Genomic DNA, 18,344 nt, shown 5'->3' with positions numbered 1-18,344 from the left:
ACCAAGCCGTGAGACAAACGGTAGGGGGCTGTCCGGTGGCCGGCGGGTGTACAGGCCGGGCCGCCGGCGGGATCAGAGCGCCGTGGTGCCGAACAAGGAACCCAGCAGGTAGGTGGCCAGGGCCGCACCGAAGCCGATCGCCAGCTGCCGCAGGGCACGCTTGAGCGGCGAAGCCCCGGACAGCAGCCCCACGATTCCGCCGGTCACCAGCAGTGCCAGGCCGACCAGCACGAGCGCGACCACCACGGCCGCCGTGCCCTGCATGCCGAAGATGTAGGGCAGGATCGGGATCAGCGCACCGCTGGAGAAGAACAGGAAACTGGAGAGGGCGGCATTCCAGCCGGTGCCGATCTCCTGGTAGTCGTTGATGTACGTTTCCGGCGGCTGCAGGGAGAGGCTGGGATCGCAGTCGCAGTCCAGGTAGCCCATCCGCTCGGCGGCACGGTGTTCGGCTGCTTCCGGGGTCATGCCCCGCGCGCGGTACACGAGCACCAGTTCATTCGCGTTCAGGTCCAGGTCCGGCGCTGCCTGCAAGGTGATCTGGGTGGGGCGGGTGGCAGAGAGCAACTCGCGCTGGGAGCGCACGGACACGTACTCGCCGGCGCCCATGGACAGTGCGCCGGCGAGGAGGCCGGCGAAGCCGCTGAACAGGATGAATCCGCTGGAGACCCCGGTGGCGCCGATGCCCATGATCAGCGCCAGGTTCGAGACCAGCCCGTCGTTCGCGCCGAAGACCGCCGCACGGAAGTTGCCGGAGAGCCGGGCGCGGCCGCGGGTGGCCAGGCCACGGATGACCTCTTCGTGAATCAGTTCATCGGCGGCCATCGCCTCGGTCGCCGCCGGCTCACTGCCGTAGGGGGAGCGGCTCTCGGCCCGTTGCGCCAGGGCCAGCACGAACACCGAGCCGAAGCTGCGGGCCAGGAACCGCAGCACGGTCCGGCGCAACGACGGCCGCAGCCTTTGCCCGGCATGCTTGCCCAGCAGGTCGCGCCAGTGTTTTTCGTGCCGTCCCTCGGCGTCGGCCAGGGCCAGCAGGATCTCGCGTTCCTCGCCGTCGCGGCGTCTTGCCAGGTCGCGGTAGATGGCGGCTTCGGCGCGTTCGTCGGCAAGATAGCGGCGCCACAGCCGGATGTCGGATTTCGACGGCGATGCCTTGCCGTCGGGTTGGGCGTCCATAGGGTCGGGGCCGGCTGGATCGGGGCTCGTTGTCACGCTGCTCCTGAGTCGGACCGGAGACGGTTCGATGATCTCCGGTCAGTTAATCATCAACTGACCGAAGGTCTCGCTCGCCCGGGCGCAGCGGATCAGGCGGTACCTGCCCTGCGCTCAGGTGGACTGCCGGGCCGCTAACGCTGGCCAGTGTGTCGACAGGCCTCCACGCCCAGTGCGCGTGAACCGCGCGGCGGTGGAGCTACTCCCCTTCGCAACCTCCATTGTAGCCGGTCGGGGCAGCGCCCAGCGCCTGAAGCCGTTGGCGCAGTTGCCTGCGCAGTCCACGGTGGGGCGGTCCCTTGAGGACCGCCCCACAGTCACCGTCTCCTGGCCGGAGCCAGGCGCCTGCGTCAGCGCGTGGCGACCTCGTCGGGACCCTCGACCGGGACTTCCTCCGTTGCCTGCCCCGCCACCCGGAGGTCCCACGCCTGGCGCACGGCTGCATCGGTGGGCTTCGTGAGCAGCGACACTCCCACGTAGACCAGCGCGGAGGCGATCAGGCCGTAGTAGATGGGCTCGTTGGCGTACACGCCGGCGTATTGTTCCTCGGCGTTGATCTCCAGCACGATCATGGTGGTCAGCGTGACGATGGTGCCGGCCGCCATGGACCACGCGGCGCCCAGGCCGGTGCCGCGCTTCCAGACCAGGCCGCCCAGGATCGCGACCAGCAGGCCGCCCACCAGGATGTCGTAGGCAATGGTCAGCGCAGCGACTACGTCCTGCACCACGATGGCCAGCAGGATTGAGACCGCACCCAGTCCGAAGACCCACCACCGGTTGCCGGCCACATCGTGTTCGGTGTTCTCGTGGTCGTAGTGGACGTGCTTGCCGAACCAGGAGGCCACGAACGGCACCACGTCGGCGCGCGCCACCGTCGCGGCGGCGATCAGGCAGCCGGACGCCGTCGACATCATCGCGGCAACGGCCGCGGCCAGCACAATGCCGCCGATGCCGATGGGCAGCAGGTTCATGGCCACGTCCGCGTACACGTCGTCTTCGACTTCGATGGCGGGCAGCGCCACGGAGGCTGCCATGCCGATCAGGGCGCCGGCGGCTCCGTAGAGGATGCAGTAGATGCCGGCCGTTGCGCCGCCCCAGCGGGCGACCCCGGGATTGCGGGCGGTGAAGACGCGCTGCCAGATGTCCTGGCCGATCAGCAGGCCCAGCGTGTAGACCACGAAGTAGGTGATGATGGTCTGCACGCCGATGCCGGTCAGCGAGAAGAATTCCGCATCGACGCGCGAGCGGATGCCGTCCAGGCCGCCGGCGGCCGACCAGGTGAACGGCAGCATCAGCAGGAAGACTCCGACGGTCTTGATGATGAACTGTGCCATGTCGGCCAGCGTGATGGACCACATGCCGCCGACAGTGGAGTAGATCAGTACAATGGCCCCGCCGACGGCGATGGAGAGCCAGCGCTCCCAGCCGAAGAGCACCACCATGATGGTGGCGTAGGCCCCGGTGGACGTGGCGCAGAGCATGAGCGTGTAGGCCAGCATGACGATGCCCGACACCTTGGTGGCATGAACGCCGTACCGCAGCGTGAGCATCTGCGCCACGGTGTAGATTTTCAGCTTCTGCAGGGTGGGGGCGAAGAGCAGGCTCAGCAGCAGCACGCCGGAGCCGATCGCGACCACCAGCCACATCCCGGAGATGCCCCACTTGTAGCCCAGGCCGACGCCGCCGACGGTGGAGGCTCCGCCCAGGACGACGGCGGCCATCGTGCCGGTGTAGAGGACGGGGCCGAGGCGGCGGCCGGCCACCAGGTAGTCGCTGGTGTTCTTGGTGCGGGATTTGCCCCACCACCCGAAGAGCAGCATGGCGGCCAGATAGGCCACCACAATGACGACGTTGACGATTTGACTGTCCATGGGGGACTCCAAGGGGAATGAAAAATAGTGCGGGCGACATGCGGAAAATTGCCTGTGAGGCAACAAGTGTTGAGTGTTAAGCTAAATGTGGCACGGGGCACAGGTCAACTCGGCAGGCTGTCCCGGTTTCGGCCGGGGCCATTTCCCCGTCACTGCACGCCGCTTCTTCAACTCTGCACCGAAAAGGATGATCAGTGAAGGCACTGCCAGTCGAACCCAGCAATGACCCGGTGGCCATCGGCTCGCGGATCCGCGCCGCACGCCAAGGGCAGCGGATGACCATCGAGCAGGTTGCGGATTCGACGGGGCTCACCAAGGGATTCCTCAGCCGGGTGGAGCGTGACCTGACCTCGCCGTCGGTGGCCTCGCTGGTCACCCTGTGCCAAGTGCTGTCCATCTCCATCGGGGACCTCTTCTCGATGCCGGAAACGCACGTCTCGCGCGCGGGAGAGGGGCCGCGGATCAACCTGGGCGGAGAAGGAATCAAGGAGGAGCTGCTGACCGCCCGGCACGAGCGCCGACTGCAGATCATCCGTGCCGTGATCGAACCGCACGGCCGCGGCGAAGCCGATCTCTACTCGGTGGACTGCGACGTGGATGTCCTGCATGTGATCGCCGGCAGCATCACCCTGGTCTTCACCTCCGAGCGCTACGTACTCGACGCCGGCGACACCATTTCCTTCTCCGGGCGGGAGCCGCACACCTGGATCAACGAGAGCGACGAAGAGGCCATCGTCACCTGGACGCTGGTCCCTGCGGCCGCACGCTAGTTCCCAGGCCGCCCGGACGCGGTCTTGACTGTTACCCCCACCACAAATAACATCACAGGCAACAGATGTTGCACATAAGGCAACCGTCGGTCGGCCGTTCCAGTACGGCACGCGGCCATCCCGCGGCTCCTGACGGCCCGACCCCACCGCCCGCCGCCCGCGCCCCTCAGAGGAGAACCATGGAAGAGCTTCGTGTGGAAGCCAACGGCCATCTCGGCCCGATCGATTCGTCCCGCATCCCGCGGTACGCCGGAGCCGCCACCTTCGCCCGGCTGCCGCGCCTGGACCAGGTGCAGCAGGCGGACATCGCCGTCGTCGGGGTTCCGTTCGATTCAGGCGTGTCCTACCGTCCCGGCGCCCGGTTCGGCGCCAACCACGTCCGCGAGGCTTCGCGCCTGCTGCGGCCGTACAATCCCGCATGGGACCTCAGCCCGTTCGAAGAGGTCCAGGTGGCCGACGCCGGCGACATGGCGGTGAACCCGTTCAACATCAACGAGGCCATCGAGACCATTCAGCAGAACGCCCTCGACCTGACCGCCTCCGGCACCAAGCTGGTCACCCTCGGCGGTGACCACACCATCGCGCTGCCGCTGCTCCGCGCGGCCGCCGAGCGTGCCGGCGGCCCGGTCGTCATGCTGCATTTCGACGCGCACCTCGATACGTGGGACACCTACTTCGGTGCCGAGTACACGCACGGCACCCCGTTCCGCCGCGCCGTGGAGGAAGGCATCCTGGACACCGAGGCGATCTGCCACGTGGGCACCCGCGGCCCGCTCTACGGCAAGAAGGACCTCGACGACGACCATCGTTTCGGTTTCGGCATTGTCACCAGCTCGGACGTCTACTACGAGGGCGTCCGCGACGTGGTGGCCAAGCTGCGCGACCGGATCGGCGACACCCCGCTCTACATTTCGGTCGACATCGACGTGCTGGACCCGGCCCACGCACCCGGCACCGGCACCCCGGAGGCCGGCGGCATCACCAGCCGCGAGCTGCTCGAAATCATCCGCGGGTTCCGCGGCATGAACCTCGTGGGCGCCGACGTCGTGGAAGTGGCACCCGCCTACGATCACGCGGAGATGACAGGGGTTGCCGGCAGCCACGTGGCCTACGAACTTGTCTCGCTGATGGCCGACACCGCGGCCGGCGGGTCCGGCAACGGCTACAGCGCCCAAGCGCTGAAGCGCGCGGGCGCCACCGTGGGCAGCGGCGACGGATCGGATCAGGAGTCCTTCGAATGACAGCAGCAGGGAAAGCCCCCTCCACCGAAGCGGCCCCGGCGGAACCGCCCGTCCGCAACGGCGGGGACCTCGTCGTCGAAACCCTCAGCGCCCTGGGCGCGACGACGGTGTTCGGGATCCCGGGGCAGCACGCCTTGGGGTTGTTCGACGCCTTGTCCCGTTCTTCGTTGCGCTTCGTCTCCTCCCGGGTGGAGAACAACTCCGCGTTCGCGGCGGACGGGTTCTCGCGTGCCACCGGCGAGGTCGGCGTGCTGTTCCTCTCCACCGGCCCCGGCGCCCTGACCTCGTTGGCCGGGCTGCAGGAGGCCTACGCCACCGGTGTGCCGATGGTGGTCATCGCCAGCCAGATTCCGCTCGAAGGCTTGGGCGCGCGCCGCAAGGGCATGCTGCACCAGCTCGACGACCAAAAGGCCTCCGCGGCCAACGTCACCAAGAGCCAGCGGTTGATCCAGCACGCGTCCGGCATCCCGTCGGCCATCCAGGACGCCTGGACCGAGGCCATTTCGTCGCCACAGGGGCCGGTCTGGGTGGAGGTTCCGCAGAACGTCCTGCTGGACCCGATCATGGTGCCGCCGGTGGAGGACGCGCTGGCCGAGGCATTCGACAATCCGCCGCGGACCGAGCTCGTCAAGGAAGCCGTGCACTGGCTCTCCGAGGCCAAGCGGCCGGCCATCATCGCCGGCGGCGGGGCCCGCAGGGGCAAGGCCCAACCGTGGCTGCGCTCCATCGCGGAAAAGCTGCGTGCCCCGGTGGTCTGTTCGCCGGGCGGCAACGGCGCGTTCCCGTGGAACCACGAGCTCTCGCTGCAATCCTGGGTCGAGGACCGGTACGTCACCGACGTCCTCGAAGACGCGGACGTCCTGGTGGTCGTAGGTTCGTCGCTGGGGGAAGTGACGAGCAACTATTTCACCATGGAACCGCGGGGCCGGATCATCCAGATCGACGCCGAACCCCGCGTCCTGGAATCCAACGGTCCGGCGCTGGGAATCCGCGCTGACGCCGGCCAGGCACTTCAGGCTCTGGACGCAGCCCTCTCCGGCAATCCGGGTAACGGACCCGACTGGCATGGCCAGACGCCCGAGCAGCTGGTCAAGGACACGCTGGCCAAGGTCCAGGCCCGCCTGGACGGCCAGGACCTGGCCAAGGAGCGGACCTTCATGGCGGACATTCGCGAGGCCGTGCCGGACGACATGCAAACCTTCTGGGACATGACCATCTCCGCGTACTGGGCCTGGAGCTGCTGGGACTCGCGCGACGGCGAGTTCCACTCGGCCCAGGGCGCCGGCGGCCTGGGCTACGGTTTTCCCGGCGCCATCGGCGGCAGCGTCGGCCTGGCCAGCCAGGGAAAGCCAGCCCGCGTGCTGGCCGTCTCCGGCGACGGCTCGGCGATGTATTCGATCAGCGAGCTGGCCACCGTCCGGCAGCATGACCTGCCGGTCACCTGGCTGATTGTGGACGACGGCGGCTACGGCATCCTGCGCGAGTATATGGAAGGCACGTTCGGCCGGGCGACGGCAACGGAACTGGCGCGGCCGGATTTCGTGGCCCTGGCACAGGCCTTTGGCGTGCCGGCACGCAGGGTGGCGCCGGAGGATGTCGGCCCCGCACTCCGGGAAAGCTTCGCCGCCGAGGGACCGAACGTCATCGTCGTCGAGACACTGCTGAAGATGTTTGCCCCCACTCACGTCTGACCCAACCCCGACGGCGGCCCCATGGCCGCGTTCCCTTGGCCAAGAGCCCCTTCACCCCGGATTCTGCCCGCGGGCGGAGGGGCTCTCGGCTCGGCGGTCCGGCTCAGGCGAGGAAAGCGACCAGCTTGTCCTCAAGCGCGGCCAGGTCGCCGGTTTTCTTGAACTCGCACTCCCAGACGGTGAGGACCTGCCAGCCGGCCGCCTGCAGCGCCGACCGTTGGGCTTCGTCGCGGGCAGCCGTACGCGTCCGTTTGGCTTCCCAGAAGCCGGCGTTGGACTTCGGCGCGTGCCGGCCGACCCTGCAGTCATGGGCATGCCAGAAGCAGCCGTTGACGAAGATCACTTTCCGCCGTCCGGCGAAAACCAGATCCGGTTTGCCCGGCAGTTTCCGGCCGCCTGCGCTGCCATGCAGGCGGTAGCGGTATCCCTTGGCATGCAGCAGTTTCCGGACCAAAAGCTCGGGTTTGGTGTTTTTGCCGCGGATTTTAGCCATGTTGGCGCTGCGCTGCTGCGGGGTCAGCGAGTCGGCCATACGTAAAGTCTAGGGGAGCGAGGTACTGCCCGACGGGGCTTCCGGCCGCCAGGCTGCGCCGTCCCCCGCGTCCGGGGGACGCGTCCGCCGCTGCTAGGTTAAACGTAAGCGGCATGCGAAGGCCGCCCCTGACCTTCGAAAGGACCTTCGATGCGCTTGATCGGCACTTCGGATATCAAGATCTTCCCGCTCGCTCTGGGCGGCAACACCTTCGGCTGGACCTCGGACGAGTCCGGTTCGCAGCAGGTGCTGGATGCCTTCACCGAGGCCGGCGGCAACTTCATCGACACCGCGGACAGCTACTCAGCGTGGGTTCCGGGTAACCGCGGGGGCGAATCCGAGGAGATCATCGGCCGCTGGATGGCGGACCGGAAAAACCGCGAATCGGTCGTCATTGCCACGAAGGTGGGCGGCCATCCGGAGCTCCAGGGACTGTCCGCGGTGAACGTGGCCGCTGCCGCCGAGGCTTCGCTGCAGCGGCTGGGCACCGAATACATTGACCTGTACTACGCCCATTACGACGACGACGGCACCCCGTTGATTGAGGCGGCCGCCGCCTTCGACGCCCTGGTGAGAGAGGGCAAGGTCCGCCAGATCGGCTTGTCCAACCTGTCCCCGGAGCGGATCGCCGAGTGGATGAACATCGCGCAGCAGAACGGGTTTGCGCTGCCGGTCGCGCTGCAGCCGCACTACAACCTGGTGGCCCGCAAAGACTACGAACAGGGCTACGCTCCGCTGGCCCGGGAACACAACCTCTCGGTGTTCCCGTACTCTTCGCTCGCTTCCGGTTTCCTGTCCGGCAAGTACCACTCGACGGATGACGCCGACAGCAGCCCGCGCGGCGGCATGCTCCGTGATTACCTCACGACCGAGGGCTTCGCCGTGGTGGACGCCTTGGAGACCGTCGCCCAGTCGCGCGGCATCTCCCTCACGACGACCGCGCTCGCCTGGCTGCTGACCAAGCCAGGCATTACCGCTCCGCTGGCCAGCGCCCGCACGCCCGAACAGCTGCCGGAGCTGATGGCCGCCACACATGTCGAGCTGACCGCCGACGAAGTTGCCGCGCTGGACCGAGCGTCGCAGCCCTTCGCCTGACCGGTTTTTAACGACGACGGCGATGCCCGCGTGGGCATCGCCGTCGTCGGTGGCGGAAGCTCCGCCGTCGTCGAGGGTGGGTCAGAGCCAGCCGGCCGGATCCACGAGCTGACCGTCCTTGACGACCTCGAAGTGCAGGTGGCAGCCGGTGGAGTTGCCGGTGGTGCCCAGCTGGCCGATGGCCTGGCCCTTGGCGACCTTCTGGCCCAGAGAAACGCCGATCGACTGCAGGTGGTTGTAGGTGGTCTTCAGCCCGCTGCCGTGCTGAACCACGATGCGGTTGCCGCCGCCGCCAACCTGCCAGCCGGCCTCGACGACCTTGCCGCCGTCGGCCGCATGGACAGGGGTGCCGCAGGCCATGGCGTAGTCAATACCGGTGTGCAGCTCGCCGGCAGCACCGGTGATCGGGTTCTGGCGGTAGCCGAAGCCGGAGGTCTGGTTCATGTTCGGGATCGGAGCGGCCAGCTTGCCGGTCGCAAAGCCGACGGTCTTCGCCTTGGCCGCGGCGGCCTTCTTGGCTGCGGCCGCAGCCTTCGCCTTCTTCTCCGCTGCAGCCTTTTTGGCGGCAGCTTCCTTCTTGGCCGCAGCTTCGGCCTTCGCCTTCTTCTCGGCCTCGGCCTTCTTGGCGGCCGCTGCCTTTTCGTCGGCCTGCTTCTTGTCGGCGGCCGCGGCGGCAACCTGGGCTTCCTCCTGGGCACCCTTGCTGGCTACCTTGGCCCGGTCAAACCCGAGTTCGGTCTCCTTGGCGGCCTGAATCTGCACGGGGCTTTGTTCCGAAGCGCGGTCGGAGCCGACGTCGGTAGTGCCGCCGGCCTGGGCCACCGGGACCACTGCCGCGGCCAGGATGCCGGCGGCAACGGCAGCCAGGCCGGTCTTGCGGGCGAGGGAGTAGGCCGCGGGGGATGCTTCCTTTTCGCGGCGGGCAGGGGAGCCCTCGCTGGAACGGGTGATCTTCGCCAGGGCGGAACGCGAGATCTTGGACAGGGAATTCGTGGGGGTGTCGGAACGGCGACGACCGCGCACAGGGTTGTTCACAGGGTTTCCTCTCTTGCGCCTGCGAAGTTAGCTGTCGGATTCGAGCGAGAGTTCACTCGGTCCTGCCGGCAGTCGGATTTCAGGGTTGGACTGTACCGGTGAGGACTTCACCCCGAGGTGCCCCCAAGCACCGTAAGTGGTTCCTCCGCCCCTGCCTTCGATCTAAAGCTCGATTCTTCCGGTCCGCTGGCAGGGTTAGACGGGCGGACCGGTGCCTACCTAGATAGATAGGAACAAATTCAAAATTACCGGAGCGACACGCGGCGTTACAAATTCGTTATCCGTGTTCCTTGTCACCAGAAGTGCGGCCTGGCAGCGATTTCTGACCCGTCCTGCCGGTGTTTGCGGGAGGCGCGGAGCCCCATGGCGCTCCCCGGCCGTGACCGATACCACGGCGCGCCGGAACTCCCTGTGGGCGTTCCGGCCGCTACCTCGCGCGCCTGGAAAATCTGCGCAGGCGGATCGTGGCGCAGAGTGCGGCAGCCGCGGATGCGCGAAGTGGTGACCGCAACAAGCAGTAGGAGGGGCGGGCGGGCCGATCCAGCCTAGGCCGAAAGTCCGGCGACGACGAGAGGGACGACACCCGCACAGCCGGTCGGCCGGTCCGGCACGCGGCGACGCCGGGGATCGGGCGCGCCCGCTGAAAAGCCCCAGGTTAGAGTGCCGCCGCTCCGGCCTCCGCCACAGACTGATCCTGCTCCCCGGAGCCGCCGCTGACGCCGATCGAACCGACCACCTGGCCGTCGCGGGAGAGCGGGATGCCGCCGGCGAAGATCATGATCCGGCCGTGGTTGCTGGCATGGATGCCGTAGAACTGGTTGCCCGGCTGCGAGTTGTCGCCCAGGTCCTTGGTCTGGATGTCGAACGCCCGCGAGGTGAAGGCCTTGTTGATCGAAATGTCGATGCTGCCCAGCCACGCCCCGTCCATCCGCACGTGCGAGACAAGGTTTCCGCCGGCATCGGCCACGGCGATGTTCATCGGCTGGCCGATGTCGGCGGCCTTGGCCTCGGCGGCGGCAATGACCCGGCGGGCGTCTTCCAGTGTGACGGTGTCCATGTTTGCTCCTAGATCCGAGGCCCGTCGCGGGGCCTAGCTGATGTAACCGTTGGGGTCGAGCACGTACTTGGTCGCGGCACCGGCGTCGAACTCCGCATAGCCCTTCGGCGCGTCATCCAAGGGGATGGCCGTGGCATTCACGGCCTTCGCGATCTGCACCCGGTCATGCAGGATGGCCATCATCAGGCCGCGGTGGTACTTCATCACCGGGCACTGTCCCGTGGTGAAGGAGAGCGACTTGGCCCAGCCCGTGCCCAGCGAGAGCGAGAGCGAGCCTTTCTGCGCGGCCTCGTCGATCCCGCCCGGATCGCCGGTGACGTACAGCCCCGGGATGCCCAGCGCCCCGCCGGCCGCAGTGATCTCCATCAGCGAGTTCAGCACGGTGGCCGGCGCCTCTTGGGCGTCCTTACCGTGCCCGCGGGCCTCGAAACCCACCGCGTCCACGCCGCAATCCACCTCCGGGACGCCTAAAAGCTGCTCAATCTGGTCCTTGGGATGGCCTTGGGAGACGTCCACGGTCTCGCAGCCGAAGCTGCGCGCCTGGGCAAGGCGGCCCTCGTTCATGTCCCCGACAATCACGACGGCGGCGCCCAGCAACTGGGCACTGGCCGCGGCGGCCAACCCCACGGGCCCCGCTCCGGCGATGTACACGGTGGAGCCAACCCCCACGCCGGCGGTGACGGCGCCGTGGAAGCCGGTGGGGAAGATATCGGAGAGCATGGTCAGGTCCATGATCTTCTCGAGCGCCTGGTCCTTGTCCGGGAACTTCAGCAGGTTCCAGTCGGCGTAGGGGACCAACACGTACTCGGCCTGGCCGCCCACCCAGCCGCCCATGTCCACGTAGCCGTAGGCGCTGCCCGGGCGCTCGGGATTGACGTTCAGGCAGATGCCGGTCTTCCGCTCCTTGCAGTTCCGGCAGCGTCCGCACGCGATATTGAAGGGGACGGAGACGATGTCGCCGACCTTGATGAACTCCACGTCGGAGCCGACGTCGACGACTTCGCCGGTGATTTCATGGCCCAGGACTAGGTTCTTCGGGGCAGTAGTACGGCCCCGGACCATGTGCTGGTCGGAGCCGCAGATGTTGGTGGCAACGGTGCGCAGGATGACTCCGTGCGACACCTGCCGGCCCACGTTGTCCGGGTGGACCCCCGGACCATCCTTGAGCGTGAAACTTGGATAGTCGATGTCGATCACTTCGACCTTGCCGGGTTCCTTGTAAGCCACTGCTCGATTGCTGCTCATGGGGATTCCTCTGATCCGAAAGTCACGGGTGGTGGGTGCCACGGTAGCCCTCTTGGACGGGGGCTGGCTAGGGTTGAGGCGGCCTTGCGCTTCTTGCGGGCCGACGCCCGCCGCGCAAGCGTGGCGACCGCGGGCCTCCGTCGTCGGCATGGCCCGGAATAATCTTCGCAGTGCCTTGGTTGACCCATCTAGATGCGATTGCATGAACAAACCAGGAGGGTCTCAGTGTCAGAGCGCAAGATCGTTGTTATATCCGCCGGACTCGGCGTTCCGTCCTCGAGCCGGATGCTGGCTGACCAGTTGGCTGCCTCTGCCGTGGACCAGTTCCGCTTGAAGGGCGTCGAGGCCGAGGTTCGACTGGTGGAGCTGCGCGATTACGCCGTCGATATCGCCAACAACATGGTGACCGGCTACGCCGCGCCGAAGCTGGACGAAGTGCTCAAGGCAACCGTGGCAGCCGATGCGCTGATCGTCGTGACCCCGGTCTTCAGCGCCTCCTACAGCGGGCTGTTCAAGTCCTTCTTCGATGTGGTCGAGCCGCGCGCGCTCGCCGGCAAACCGGTGCTGATGGGCGCCACCGGTGGCAGCGCCCGCCACTCGCTGGCCCTGGACTACGCCGTCCGTCCGCTGTTCAGCTACCTCCGTGCCCGCACCGTACAAACCACGGTCTTTGCCGCACCGGAGGACTGGGGTGCCGGTGAGGCGGGAACCGGCGGACTGTCCGAGCGCTCGGACCGGGCGGCCGCCGAACTGGTTGACCTGGTGGAGGGCGCGCCGGTGACCGAGCGCGGCCGCGGCGGCGTCGAATCCAAAAGCTTCGAGGAGATCCTCGCCAGCGTCGGCCACTGAATGAGCAACTACCGCTGAGCAAGACGAAGGCCCGGTCGGGAGTGGTTTAGCGATGCGCACGCGCGCAGCGCGACCACCCGAACCGGCCTTTGCTGTGGCTAAAAACGTTCGGGTTGTTGACCCAGTTTGAAGTGGCGTCCGCTGATGCTGGCCGGCTTCACTTCCACAAAGAAATCCTTAAGGGTCGGGATCCAGGTCTCGACCGGCAGCGCTTCGGCGGCCGCGATGTCCTCCTGATCCTGCAGTACGCGGGCCGTGCCTTTGACGACGACGCTCCATGCTTCCTCGCTGCTGATGCCGTCGGCCTCGAACAAGACCTGGTCGTTGATCGTCAATTCGGCCAGCTTGGTGCCCGGCGCCGTGCGCAGGACGAGCCTGCCATCGCGCGCGACATAGTTGATGGGGAAGATGTCGGTTTCCCCTGCGGCCGTGAGGACGAGGCGGCCATGCTTCGTCCTCTCCAGCAGCATCCACGATTGCTCGTCGCTGAGCTCAAGGACTGCGTCGTCGTGTTCGAACATCATGCCTTCATCCTTCTGCATCGGTTCGGCGAAAGGAAGTCCCTGGTACAAACGGACATCTTAACGACGAGGCACCGCCGCCGGGCCGGTTGTCCGGCCCAGCGGCGGTGCCTGAGTTATCTCCCGTGCCCGAGCACGGCCGGCAGTGTTACTTGGCCGGGGTGATCAGCGCGGAAGCGCCGGCGCGGGCGGCGTCGAAGCGGGCTGCGACGTCGGCCCAGTTGACGATGTTCCAGAACGCCTTGACGTAGTCGGCCTTGACGTTGACGTAGTCGAGGTAGAAGGCGTGCTCCCACATGTCCAGCATCAGCAGCGGAATGGTGCCCACCGGGATGTTGCCCTGCTGGTCGTAGAGCTGCTCGATGACCAGGTTGCCGCCCAGGGGTTCGTAGGCCAGCACGGCCCAGCCCGAGCCCTGCAGGCTCAGCGCGGCGGCGCCGAAGTGGCCGCGGAACGCGTCGAAGGAGCCGAAGTACTCATCGATGGCGGAGGCCAGCTCTCCGGTGGGCTTGTCGCCGCCTTCCGGTGAGAGGTTCCTCCAGAAGATCGAGTGGTTGGTGTGGCCGCCCAAGTGGAACGCCAGGTCCTTCGACAGCTTGGGCACGTTGCCGAATTCGCCCTTGGAGCGGGCCTCGGCCAACTGCTCCAGCGCGGTGTTCGCGCCGGCCACGTAGGTGGCGTGGTGCTTGGAGTGGTGCAGCTCCATGATCCTCGCCGAGATGTGCGGCTCGAGGGCCGCGTAATCGTAGTCGAGCTGGGGCAGTTCGTACTTGCTCATGTTCTTCCTCTCGTCGGAATTACTGTGCGGAAAACTACTCAGTGCACACTTCCAGCCGGCACGGACAACGGGTGGTTGGCCCGCCAAGCTGCCAATCCTCATTCAAACATGACCGAGGCTGGCACCGTAGCGAATTTCGCCACTGACGTAGCCCAGCATCCGCAGCCCGACGGGCGGTTTGCCCCCTGAGACGACATTTCCACCTCCAGAGAGCGGGCGCGGTGGGGGTCAATCCGCGCAGTCACAGAGGCCCGCGAAGGCCCCCAGCTCCTCCAGGCCGGCGGGCCGGGCGGGCAAGTAGTCGGTCAGGGCGCGCGAGCGCACGATGACCGCCCGCCACTGTCCGCGCGAGACGGCGACGTTGTTGCGGTTCCGGTTCAGCACGAATTCCATGCCGCGCGGCGCCTCGGCCGCGGCGGACACGGCGGTGGAAACGATCACGACCGGCGCTTCCTGGCCCTGGAACTTGTCCACCGTGCCTACCCGGACCTCTGCCAGTCCTGCACCGTCCAGCACGGAACGGATCAGCTGGACCTGGGCGTTGTAGGGTGCCACCACGAGGATGTCCGTTCCGGCCAGGGGGCGCGGCCGGGCCGTGCCGTCAGCGCGCCAGGGCAGGCCCAGATGCCGGCGGACCTGGGCCAGTACCTCGGCGGCCTCTTCGGGCGACGACGTCGCGTTGCCGTGGTGGTTCACGTACACGCATTCCACCCCGGGCGGAGCCCCTTCCAGCTGCCGCAGCGCGGCGGCCGGCGCCGACTTGAGCCGCCCCTCGTAGGCCAGGACGGAGACGGCCCGGCACAGGTCCGGGTGCATGCGCCAGCTCAGGGCGAGGAAGTAGCCCAGCTCCGGCGGCAGCGTGGCATGGCCGTCGGAGAGCCACCCGAGCGCCGACTCGTCGACCGGTTCCGGATGCGTTCCCTGGGTGACCTGGGGCAGCTGCTGCGGGTCACCCAGCAGCAGCAGGCGCCTGGCGGCCCGGGAGACGGCCAGCGTGTTGGCCAGCGAGAACTGGCCGGCTTCGTCGATGACCAGCAGATCCAGCGACTTCGGCGGGACAGCAGACCCCGTCATGGTCCATGCCGTGCCGCCAATCAACGCGCCCCCCGGAGAAGCGAGCAACCGGGCCACATCGTCCGTACTCCGGTTGGGCCACGGCAGGTCGTGGTCGCCGTTGGGTTTCTTGGCAACGACTTCCGGCGGCACGCCGGCCTTCTCGATGGCGGCGCGCAGCATGTTGTCCACCACGGCATGCGACTGGCCGACGACACCGACCTTCCAGCCCCGGGCCACCAGCCGGGCGACCGCGTGCGAACCGACGTAGGTCTTGCCGGTACCTGGCGGTCCCTGGACCGCCAGGTAGGAATCGTCCAGATCTGCGACGGCGGCGGTGATGGCGTCGACATAGCCGACCGGGTGGTCCTGGACCTCGGGCAGCCGCGCCAGTGTTGCCAGTCGCGGCGGGCGCCGGCGCAGCAGGTCCAGCGCCGGTTCGGCCGGGAAGCCGGGCAGTGTGCCGGCAACAACGGCGGCGAGGTCTGCGAGGGCCTGCCGGATGGAGGTGGTGGGCAGCGGCTGGTCGGGTGTGAGCGCCACCGGCGGCTCGTTGTACTCGTCGGCACCGCGGGGCAGCCGCTCCTTCACCAGGAGCGTGTCCTTCTCCCCGTCGGCCCCCAGTTCCAGCACTTCCGCGCCGAAACAGAACGCGCGGTGATTGACGCCGTCGTTCTGGTCGCAGAGAAACGCCGCGAAAGGCTGGTCGTAGAGCCGGCAGAGCAGGCTGCCTTCCTTGATGGTGGATCCGGGCGCCAGCCTCCCGGTAAGCCGCAGCACGCGGACCGGGTTGCTGCGCGGCGTCGGCTTCTCCCACCCGGAAACGACGCGCGCGGAATCCACGGTGAAGACGTCGCGGGTATCCGCCCAGTCCTCCATCGGGGCGTCGAGCCGGTCGAAATGCGCCCACCAGTACTGCTTCGCTTCCCGCCGGTGGTAGCCGACCGATGCCGCGACCATGGCGACGGCCTGTTCATCGGCGGAGAGCGTCTCGTTTCGGCGGGCGGCCTTGTCGGCGGCAGCCTCGACGTAGTCCTGCAGCCGCCGTTCCTCCGGCGGCAACGGCTCGTCGTCGGCGGCCAACGTCCCACTGCCGGCGGAGGAAGCGGCCGCGAGCGGGACGTTGGCGGTGCGTCCCGGCACGACTCCGCGCTCGGCCGCCAACCGCAGGAGCCAATTGCGCAGTTCCAGCGTCGAGAGGCAGTCGTACTCGTTGTAGTCCGCAATGCTTTTCAGGACCGTGTCTGCCTCGGCCTCGTTGCCGGCGTCCCGGGCCGCACAGTAGCGGGCGTACGCGACCACGGAGGCTCCGGCGTCCTTGACGTCGCCGGACCGCAGGTTGTCTCCCATGTACAAGGGCTCGAGCTTCTTGATGCTGTAGGAGTTTTCCGAGATCCGCAGGCTGTGCCGGACCGTGTCGTAGAGGTCCACCAGGATGCCCTCGCGCAGCAGGTCATCCACGGTTTCCTCACCCACCAGGTGCTGCAGCGACAGCCGGCGCAATGCGGCCTTCTCGTAGTTGGCGTAGTGGTAAATGTGCATCCCCGGATACCGGCGCCGCCGGTCGGCGACGTACTCCAGGAAGTCCGCCAGCGCCTGCCGTTCGCCGGCGCGGCTGTGCGCCCAGAAGGGCTTGAACGGCGGGGCCGTGCCGGCAGCCGGCGGGTTTTCCACCACGCCGAAAAGGTACTCCAGGCCCCACACGCCGTCCTCGTCCTGCCACAGCGGGTCGCCCTCGAAGTCGAAGTAGATGTCGCCCGGGTTGGGCGCAGGCAGGCGGGAGAGCGTGTGCTGCTCCAGCACGCGGTACGAAACCTCGTGTTCCGCGCCGTCCTTCCGGTAGGTCACCCGGCCGTCCGGCTTGGCGGAGCCGGTCTGCATCCTTGCCTGGTCGCGGAGCCGGGCCAGCGTGCCGTCTGGTGATTCACCGGGTGGAAGTTCCAGGGCGGCCAATTGGTCGATGGTGAAGATTCCGGCCGCGCGCAGCTTGCGCCGGCGCAGCGTGCTCATGTTCGCGACCAGCAGCAGGTCCCGGTGCAGCTCAACCTGTTCGGCGCAGTAGTTGCAGCGCCCGCAGGCGGTGACCCTTTCATTCCCCCAACGGACCGGGTCCGGCTGTTCGCGGTGTGCGGTGACGAGGTTCAGGAACCTGGTGCGGCGTTCGCGGAAGACCGGCAGCAGATCGGTGAGGCTGTGGTTGCTGTGCCGCCGGTCGCCCAATACCAGCGTCACGGTGGGAGCCGCGGCGATGCCGGCTGCCAGGAGTTGGTCTCCGTACGCGACCAGCTGCAGCAACGCGGTGACCTTGGCGTGGCGGGCAAGCTTGGTGTCATAGACCGCGTAGGCGGCAGCCCCGCCGTCGTCGTGGGTTTTGACCAGGAAATCGGACCGTCCATGGAACCGGCCGTCGAAGAAGGACGCCTGGAACACGACGTCCGCGCCGGAGCGCAGCGCCGCGATCGACTCGTCGTGCTTGGCCTGCAAATCCTGCCGGGTGTAACTGCGGGTCTCGGCAATCTCCACCACGCCGGCGCCGAAGGTGTCGCGGAAGTGCTGCAAGACCCGGTGTTCGTGCAGATCGCCCAATTCCGCCGTGCGCTCGAGCATCTCGTCGCGGCCAAAATCCGCCACGGGGGAGCGCCCCAGCTTCTCGTCCAGCTTGCGCAGCAGCTGGTACTCGCACTGGGCGGCGATGACGAGGTCGCTGGCTGTGTAGACCAGGTCGCGGTCAGCCCCGTCGACTTCGGAGTCGAGCAGAAACACGGTGCCTCCTTCAAACAGGTGCGCAGGTGCCAACCTGGCCGGCGGCGGGTCCCCCCAACGATATCCCGCCGCCAGCCGGTGCCTGCCGGCAGTTATAGGTCTACCGTCCGGCACCGACATTTTCGCGAAATGGGGCAGCCGCTCGGGGCCGGGTTCCCTGTTACGCGATGTGACCGCGATCTCCGACGGTAAGGCGGCCGGTCTGGCTATACTGCCAACAGCTTCAAGAACTGTGGCCGCCAAGCTCCGACTTGGCCACATACCAACCCCACGCTCGTTGGGTGGTTCGGATGACGAAGCGGCCTGTATCAGCCCTTGGCTACCGATGCGGGCAAGAGCACGCGAAAGGACGCGGCGCCCGGCGCCGGCTGCCATGGACATCCCTCCCTCCCCGCAACTCCAGGTCTTGAGCCTGGCCGACTACGAACAGGTCTCCGCAGCGCGCGAGGCCTTCGTGGACTTCCTGCTGGATGCCGCACGGCCGGCCCGCGGGCAGCAGCACGACATCGCCGCGGCGCAATGACCACGCGGACCGCACCGACAGCGAACGCCCCCGAAGCCGCGCAGGCGCCGGCGGGGCGCACACCTCAGGCCCCCGCAGCCGCGCAGACGCCTCGGACTCCCGAAGCCG

Annotated in this window: 15 protein-coding genes and 2 riboswitches; of the genes, 6 read left to right on the top strand and 9 right to left on the bottom strand. The window is 67.6% G+C overall.

Annotation, left to right across the window (positions count from 1 at the left end; genetic code table 11):
• Positions 1-72 precede the first annotated feature (72 nt).
• On the bottom strand, positions 73-1,176 hold the full coding sequence (locus AC5RV2_RS04290; protein WP_494091334.1) for a VIT1/CCC1 transporter family protein: 1,104 nt from the start codon (positions 1,174-1,176) through the stop codon (positions 73-75).
• Positions 1,177-1,562: 386 nt separating this feature from the next.
• Complete coding sequence (locus AC5RV2_RS04285) at positions 1,563-3,083, bottom strand: sodium:solute symporter family protein (protein WP_494091325.1); 1,521 nt, start codon at positions 3,081-3,083, stop codon at positions 1,563-1,565.
• A gap of 194 nt (positions 3,084-3,277) precedes the next feature.
• On the opposite strand from AC5RV2_RS04285, the gene AC5RV2_RS04280 reads away from it, so the two are divergent.
• The 3 genes from AC5RV2_RS04280 (at position 3,278) to AC5RV2_RS04270 (ending at position 6,785) form a co-directional block, all read left to right on the top strand.
• On the top strand, positions 3,278-3,853 hold the full coding sequence (locus AC5RV2_RS04280) for a helix-turn-helix domain-containing protein (RefSeq protein ID WP_494091324.1): 576 nt from the start codon (positions 3,278-3,280) through the stop codon (positions 3,851-3,853).
• Between the two features lie 179 nt (positions 3,854-4,032).
• Entirely contained in the window at positions 4,033-5,094 is a 1,062-nt protein-coding gene (speB, locus tag AC5RV2_RS04275; RefSeq protein WP_494091323.1) for an agmatinase, read from the top strand.
• Positions 5,091-6,785, top strand: coding sequence for a thiamine pyrophosphate-binding protein (locus tag AC5RV2_RS04270; protein WP_494091322.1), 1,695 nt, complete (start codon positions 5,091-5,093; stop codon positions 6,783-6,785). The genes speB and AC5RV2_RS04270 overlap by 4 nt, the downstream gene beginning before the upstream one ends.
• Positions 6,786-6,888: 103 nt before the next feature.
• On the opposite strand, the gene AC5RV2_RS04265 is transcribed toward AC5RV2_RS04270, so the two are convergent.
• A complete protein-coding gene (locus AC5RV2_RS04265) occupies positions 6,889-7,317 on the bottom strand; it encodes a very short patch repair endonuclease (RefSeq protein ID WP_494091321.1) in 429 nt (142 codons plus the stop codon).
• Positions 7,318-7,467: 150 nt separating this feature from the next.
• On the opposite strand from AC5RV2_RS04265, the gene AC5RV2_RS04260 reads away from it, so the two are divergent.
• The gene (locus tag AC5RV2_RS04260) at positions 7,468-8,412 is read left to right on the top strand and encodes an aldo/keto reductase (RefSeq protein ID WP_494091320.1); all 945 of its coding nucleotides are present in this window, start codon (positions 7,468-7,470) and stop codon (positions 8,410-8,412) included.
• Positions 8,413-8,493: 81 nt separating this feature from the next.
• Here the strand turns inward: AC5RV2_RS04260 and AC5RV2_RS04255 are convergent, their stop codons facing one another.
• The 3 genes from AC5RV2_RS04255 to fdhA form a co-directional block, all read right to left on the bottom strand.
• On the bottom strand, positions 8,494-9,447 hold the full coding sequence (locus AC5RV2_RS04255; RefSeq protein WP_494091319.1) for a M23 family metallopeptidase: 954 nt from the start codon (positions 9,445-9,447) through the stop codon (positions 8,494-8,496).
• Positions 9,448-9,450: 3 nt separating this feature from the next.
• Positions 9,451-9,627, bottom strand: a riboswitch (cyclic di-AMP (ydaO/yuaA leader).
• 475 nt (positions 9,628-10,102) lie between these two features.
• Complete coding sequence (locus tag AC5RV2_RS04250; protein ID WP_493979553.1) at positions 10,103-10,504, bottom strand: GlcG/HbpS family heme-binding protein; 402 nt, start codon at positions 10,502-10,504, stop codon at positions 10,103-10,105.
• A gap of 33 nt (positions 10,505-10,537) precedes the next feature.
• Positions 10,538-11,749: a formaldehyde dehydrogenase, glutathione-independent gene (gene fdhA, locus AC5RV2_RS04245; protein ID WP_494091318.1), complete on the bottom strand. Its 1,212-nt coding sequence runs from the start codon at positions 11,747-11,749 to the stop codon at positions 10,538-10,540.
• 225 nt (positions 11,750-11,974) lie between these two features.
• Between fdhA and AC5RV2_RS04240 the strand changes: the two genes are divergently transcribed.
• Entirely contained in the window at positions 11,975-12,598 is a 624-nt protein-coding gene (locus AC5RV2_RS04240; RefSeq protein WP_494014640.1) for an FMN reductase, read from the top strand.
• 98 nt (positions 12,599-12,696) lie between these two features.
• Here AC5RV2_RS04240 and AC5RV2_RS04235 read toward each other — a convergent pair whose 3' ends face one another.
• The 3 genes from AC5RV2_RS04235 to AC5RV2_RS04225 all read right to left on the bottom strand — a co-directional run bounded on the left by AC5RV2_RS04235 (position 12,697) and on the right by AC5RV2_RS04225 (position 17,713).
• A complete protein-coding gene (locus AC5RV2_RS04235) occupies positions 12,697-13,122 on the bottom strand; it encodes a pyridoxamine 5'-phosphate oxidase family protein (protein WP_494091333.1) in 426 nt (141 codons plus the stop codon).
• 145 nt (positions 13,123-13,267) lie between these two features.
• Positions 13,268-13,897 (bottom strand): superoxide dismutase, encoded by a 630-nt coding sequence (locus AC5RV2_RS04230; RefSeq protein WP_494091317.1) that lies wholly within the window; start codon positions 13,895-13,897, stop codon positions 13,268-13,270.
• A gap of 228 nt (positions 13,898-14,125) precedes the next feature.
• Positions 14,126-17,713, bottom strand: a complete 3,588-nt coding sequence (locus AC5RV2_RS04225; protein WP_494091316.1) for a TM0106 family RecB-like putative nuclease — start codon at positions 17,711-17,713, stop codon at positions 14,126-14,128.
• Positions 17,714-17,934: 221 nt separating this feature from the next.
• Positions 17,935-18,057, top strand: a riboswitch (SAM riboswitch).
• A 29-nt stretch (positions 18,058-18,086) separates the two neighbouring features.
• On the opposite strand from AC5RV2_RS04225, the gene AC5RV2_RS04220 reads away from it, so the two are divergent.
• Positions 18,087-18,236 carry a hypothetical protein gene (locus tag AC5RV2_RS04220; RefSeq protein ID WP_494091315.1) on the top strand — a complete coding sequence of 50 codons (150 nt, stop codon included), beginning with the start codon at positions 18,087-18,089 and terminating at the stop codon, positions 18,234-18,236.
• The last annotated feature ends 108 nt before the right edge of the window (positions 18,237-18,344 follow it).

It is taken from the genome of Arthrobacter sp. Y3225116 (assembly GCF_059091245.1).
The sequence above is the reverse complement of the archived record's forward strand: the minus strand, read 5'-3'. Positions and strand labels throughout refer to the sequence as shown.

Coding starts and splice junctions, on each gene's coding strand:
- fdhA (WP_494091318.1), bottom strand. CDS start 11,749: ATGAGCAGCAATCGAGCAGTGGCTTACAAGGAACCCGGCAAGGTCGAA.
- AC5RV2_RS04260 (WP_494091320.1), top strand. CDS start 7,468: ATGCGCTTGATCGGCACTTCGGATATCAAGATCTTCCCGCTCGCTCTG.
- AC5RV2_RS04290 (WP_494091334.1), bottom strand. CDS start 1,176: ATGGACGCCCAACCCGACGGCAAGGCATCGCCGTCGAAATCCGACATC.
- AC5RV2_RS04220 (WP_494091315.1), top strand. CDS start 18,087: ATGGACATCCCTCCCTCCCCGCAACTCCAGGTCTTGAGCCTGGCCGAC.
- AC5RV2_RS04235 (WP_494091333.1), bottom strand. CDS start 13,122: ATGATGTTCGAACACGACGACGCAGTCCTTGAGCTCAGCGACGAGCAA.
- AC5RV2_RS04230 (WP_494091317.1), bottom strand. CDS start 13,897: ATGAGCAAGTACGAACTGCCCCAGCTCGACTACGATTACGCGGCCCTC.
- AC5RV2_RS04265 (WP_494091321.1), bottom strand. CDS start 7,317: ATGGCCGACTCGCTGACCCCGCAGCAGCGCAGCGCCAACATGGCTAAA.
- AC5RV2_RS04250 (WP_493979553.1), bottom strand. CDS start 10,504: ATGGACACCGTCACACTGGAAGACGCCCGCCGGGTCATTGCCGCCGCC.
- AC5RV2_RS04270 (WP_494091322.1), top strand. CDS start 5,091: ATGACAGCAGCAGGGAAAGCCCCCTCCACCGAAGCGGCCCCGGCGGAA.
- AC5RV2_RS04285 (WP_494091325.1), bottom strand. CDS start 3,083: ATGGACAGTCAAATCGTCAACGTCGTCATTGTGGTGGCCTATCTGGCC.
- speB (WP_494091323.1), top strand. CDS start 4,033: ATGGAAGAGCTTCGTGTGGAAGCCAACGGCCATCTCGGCCCGATCGAT.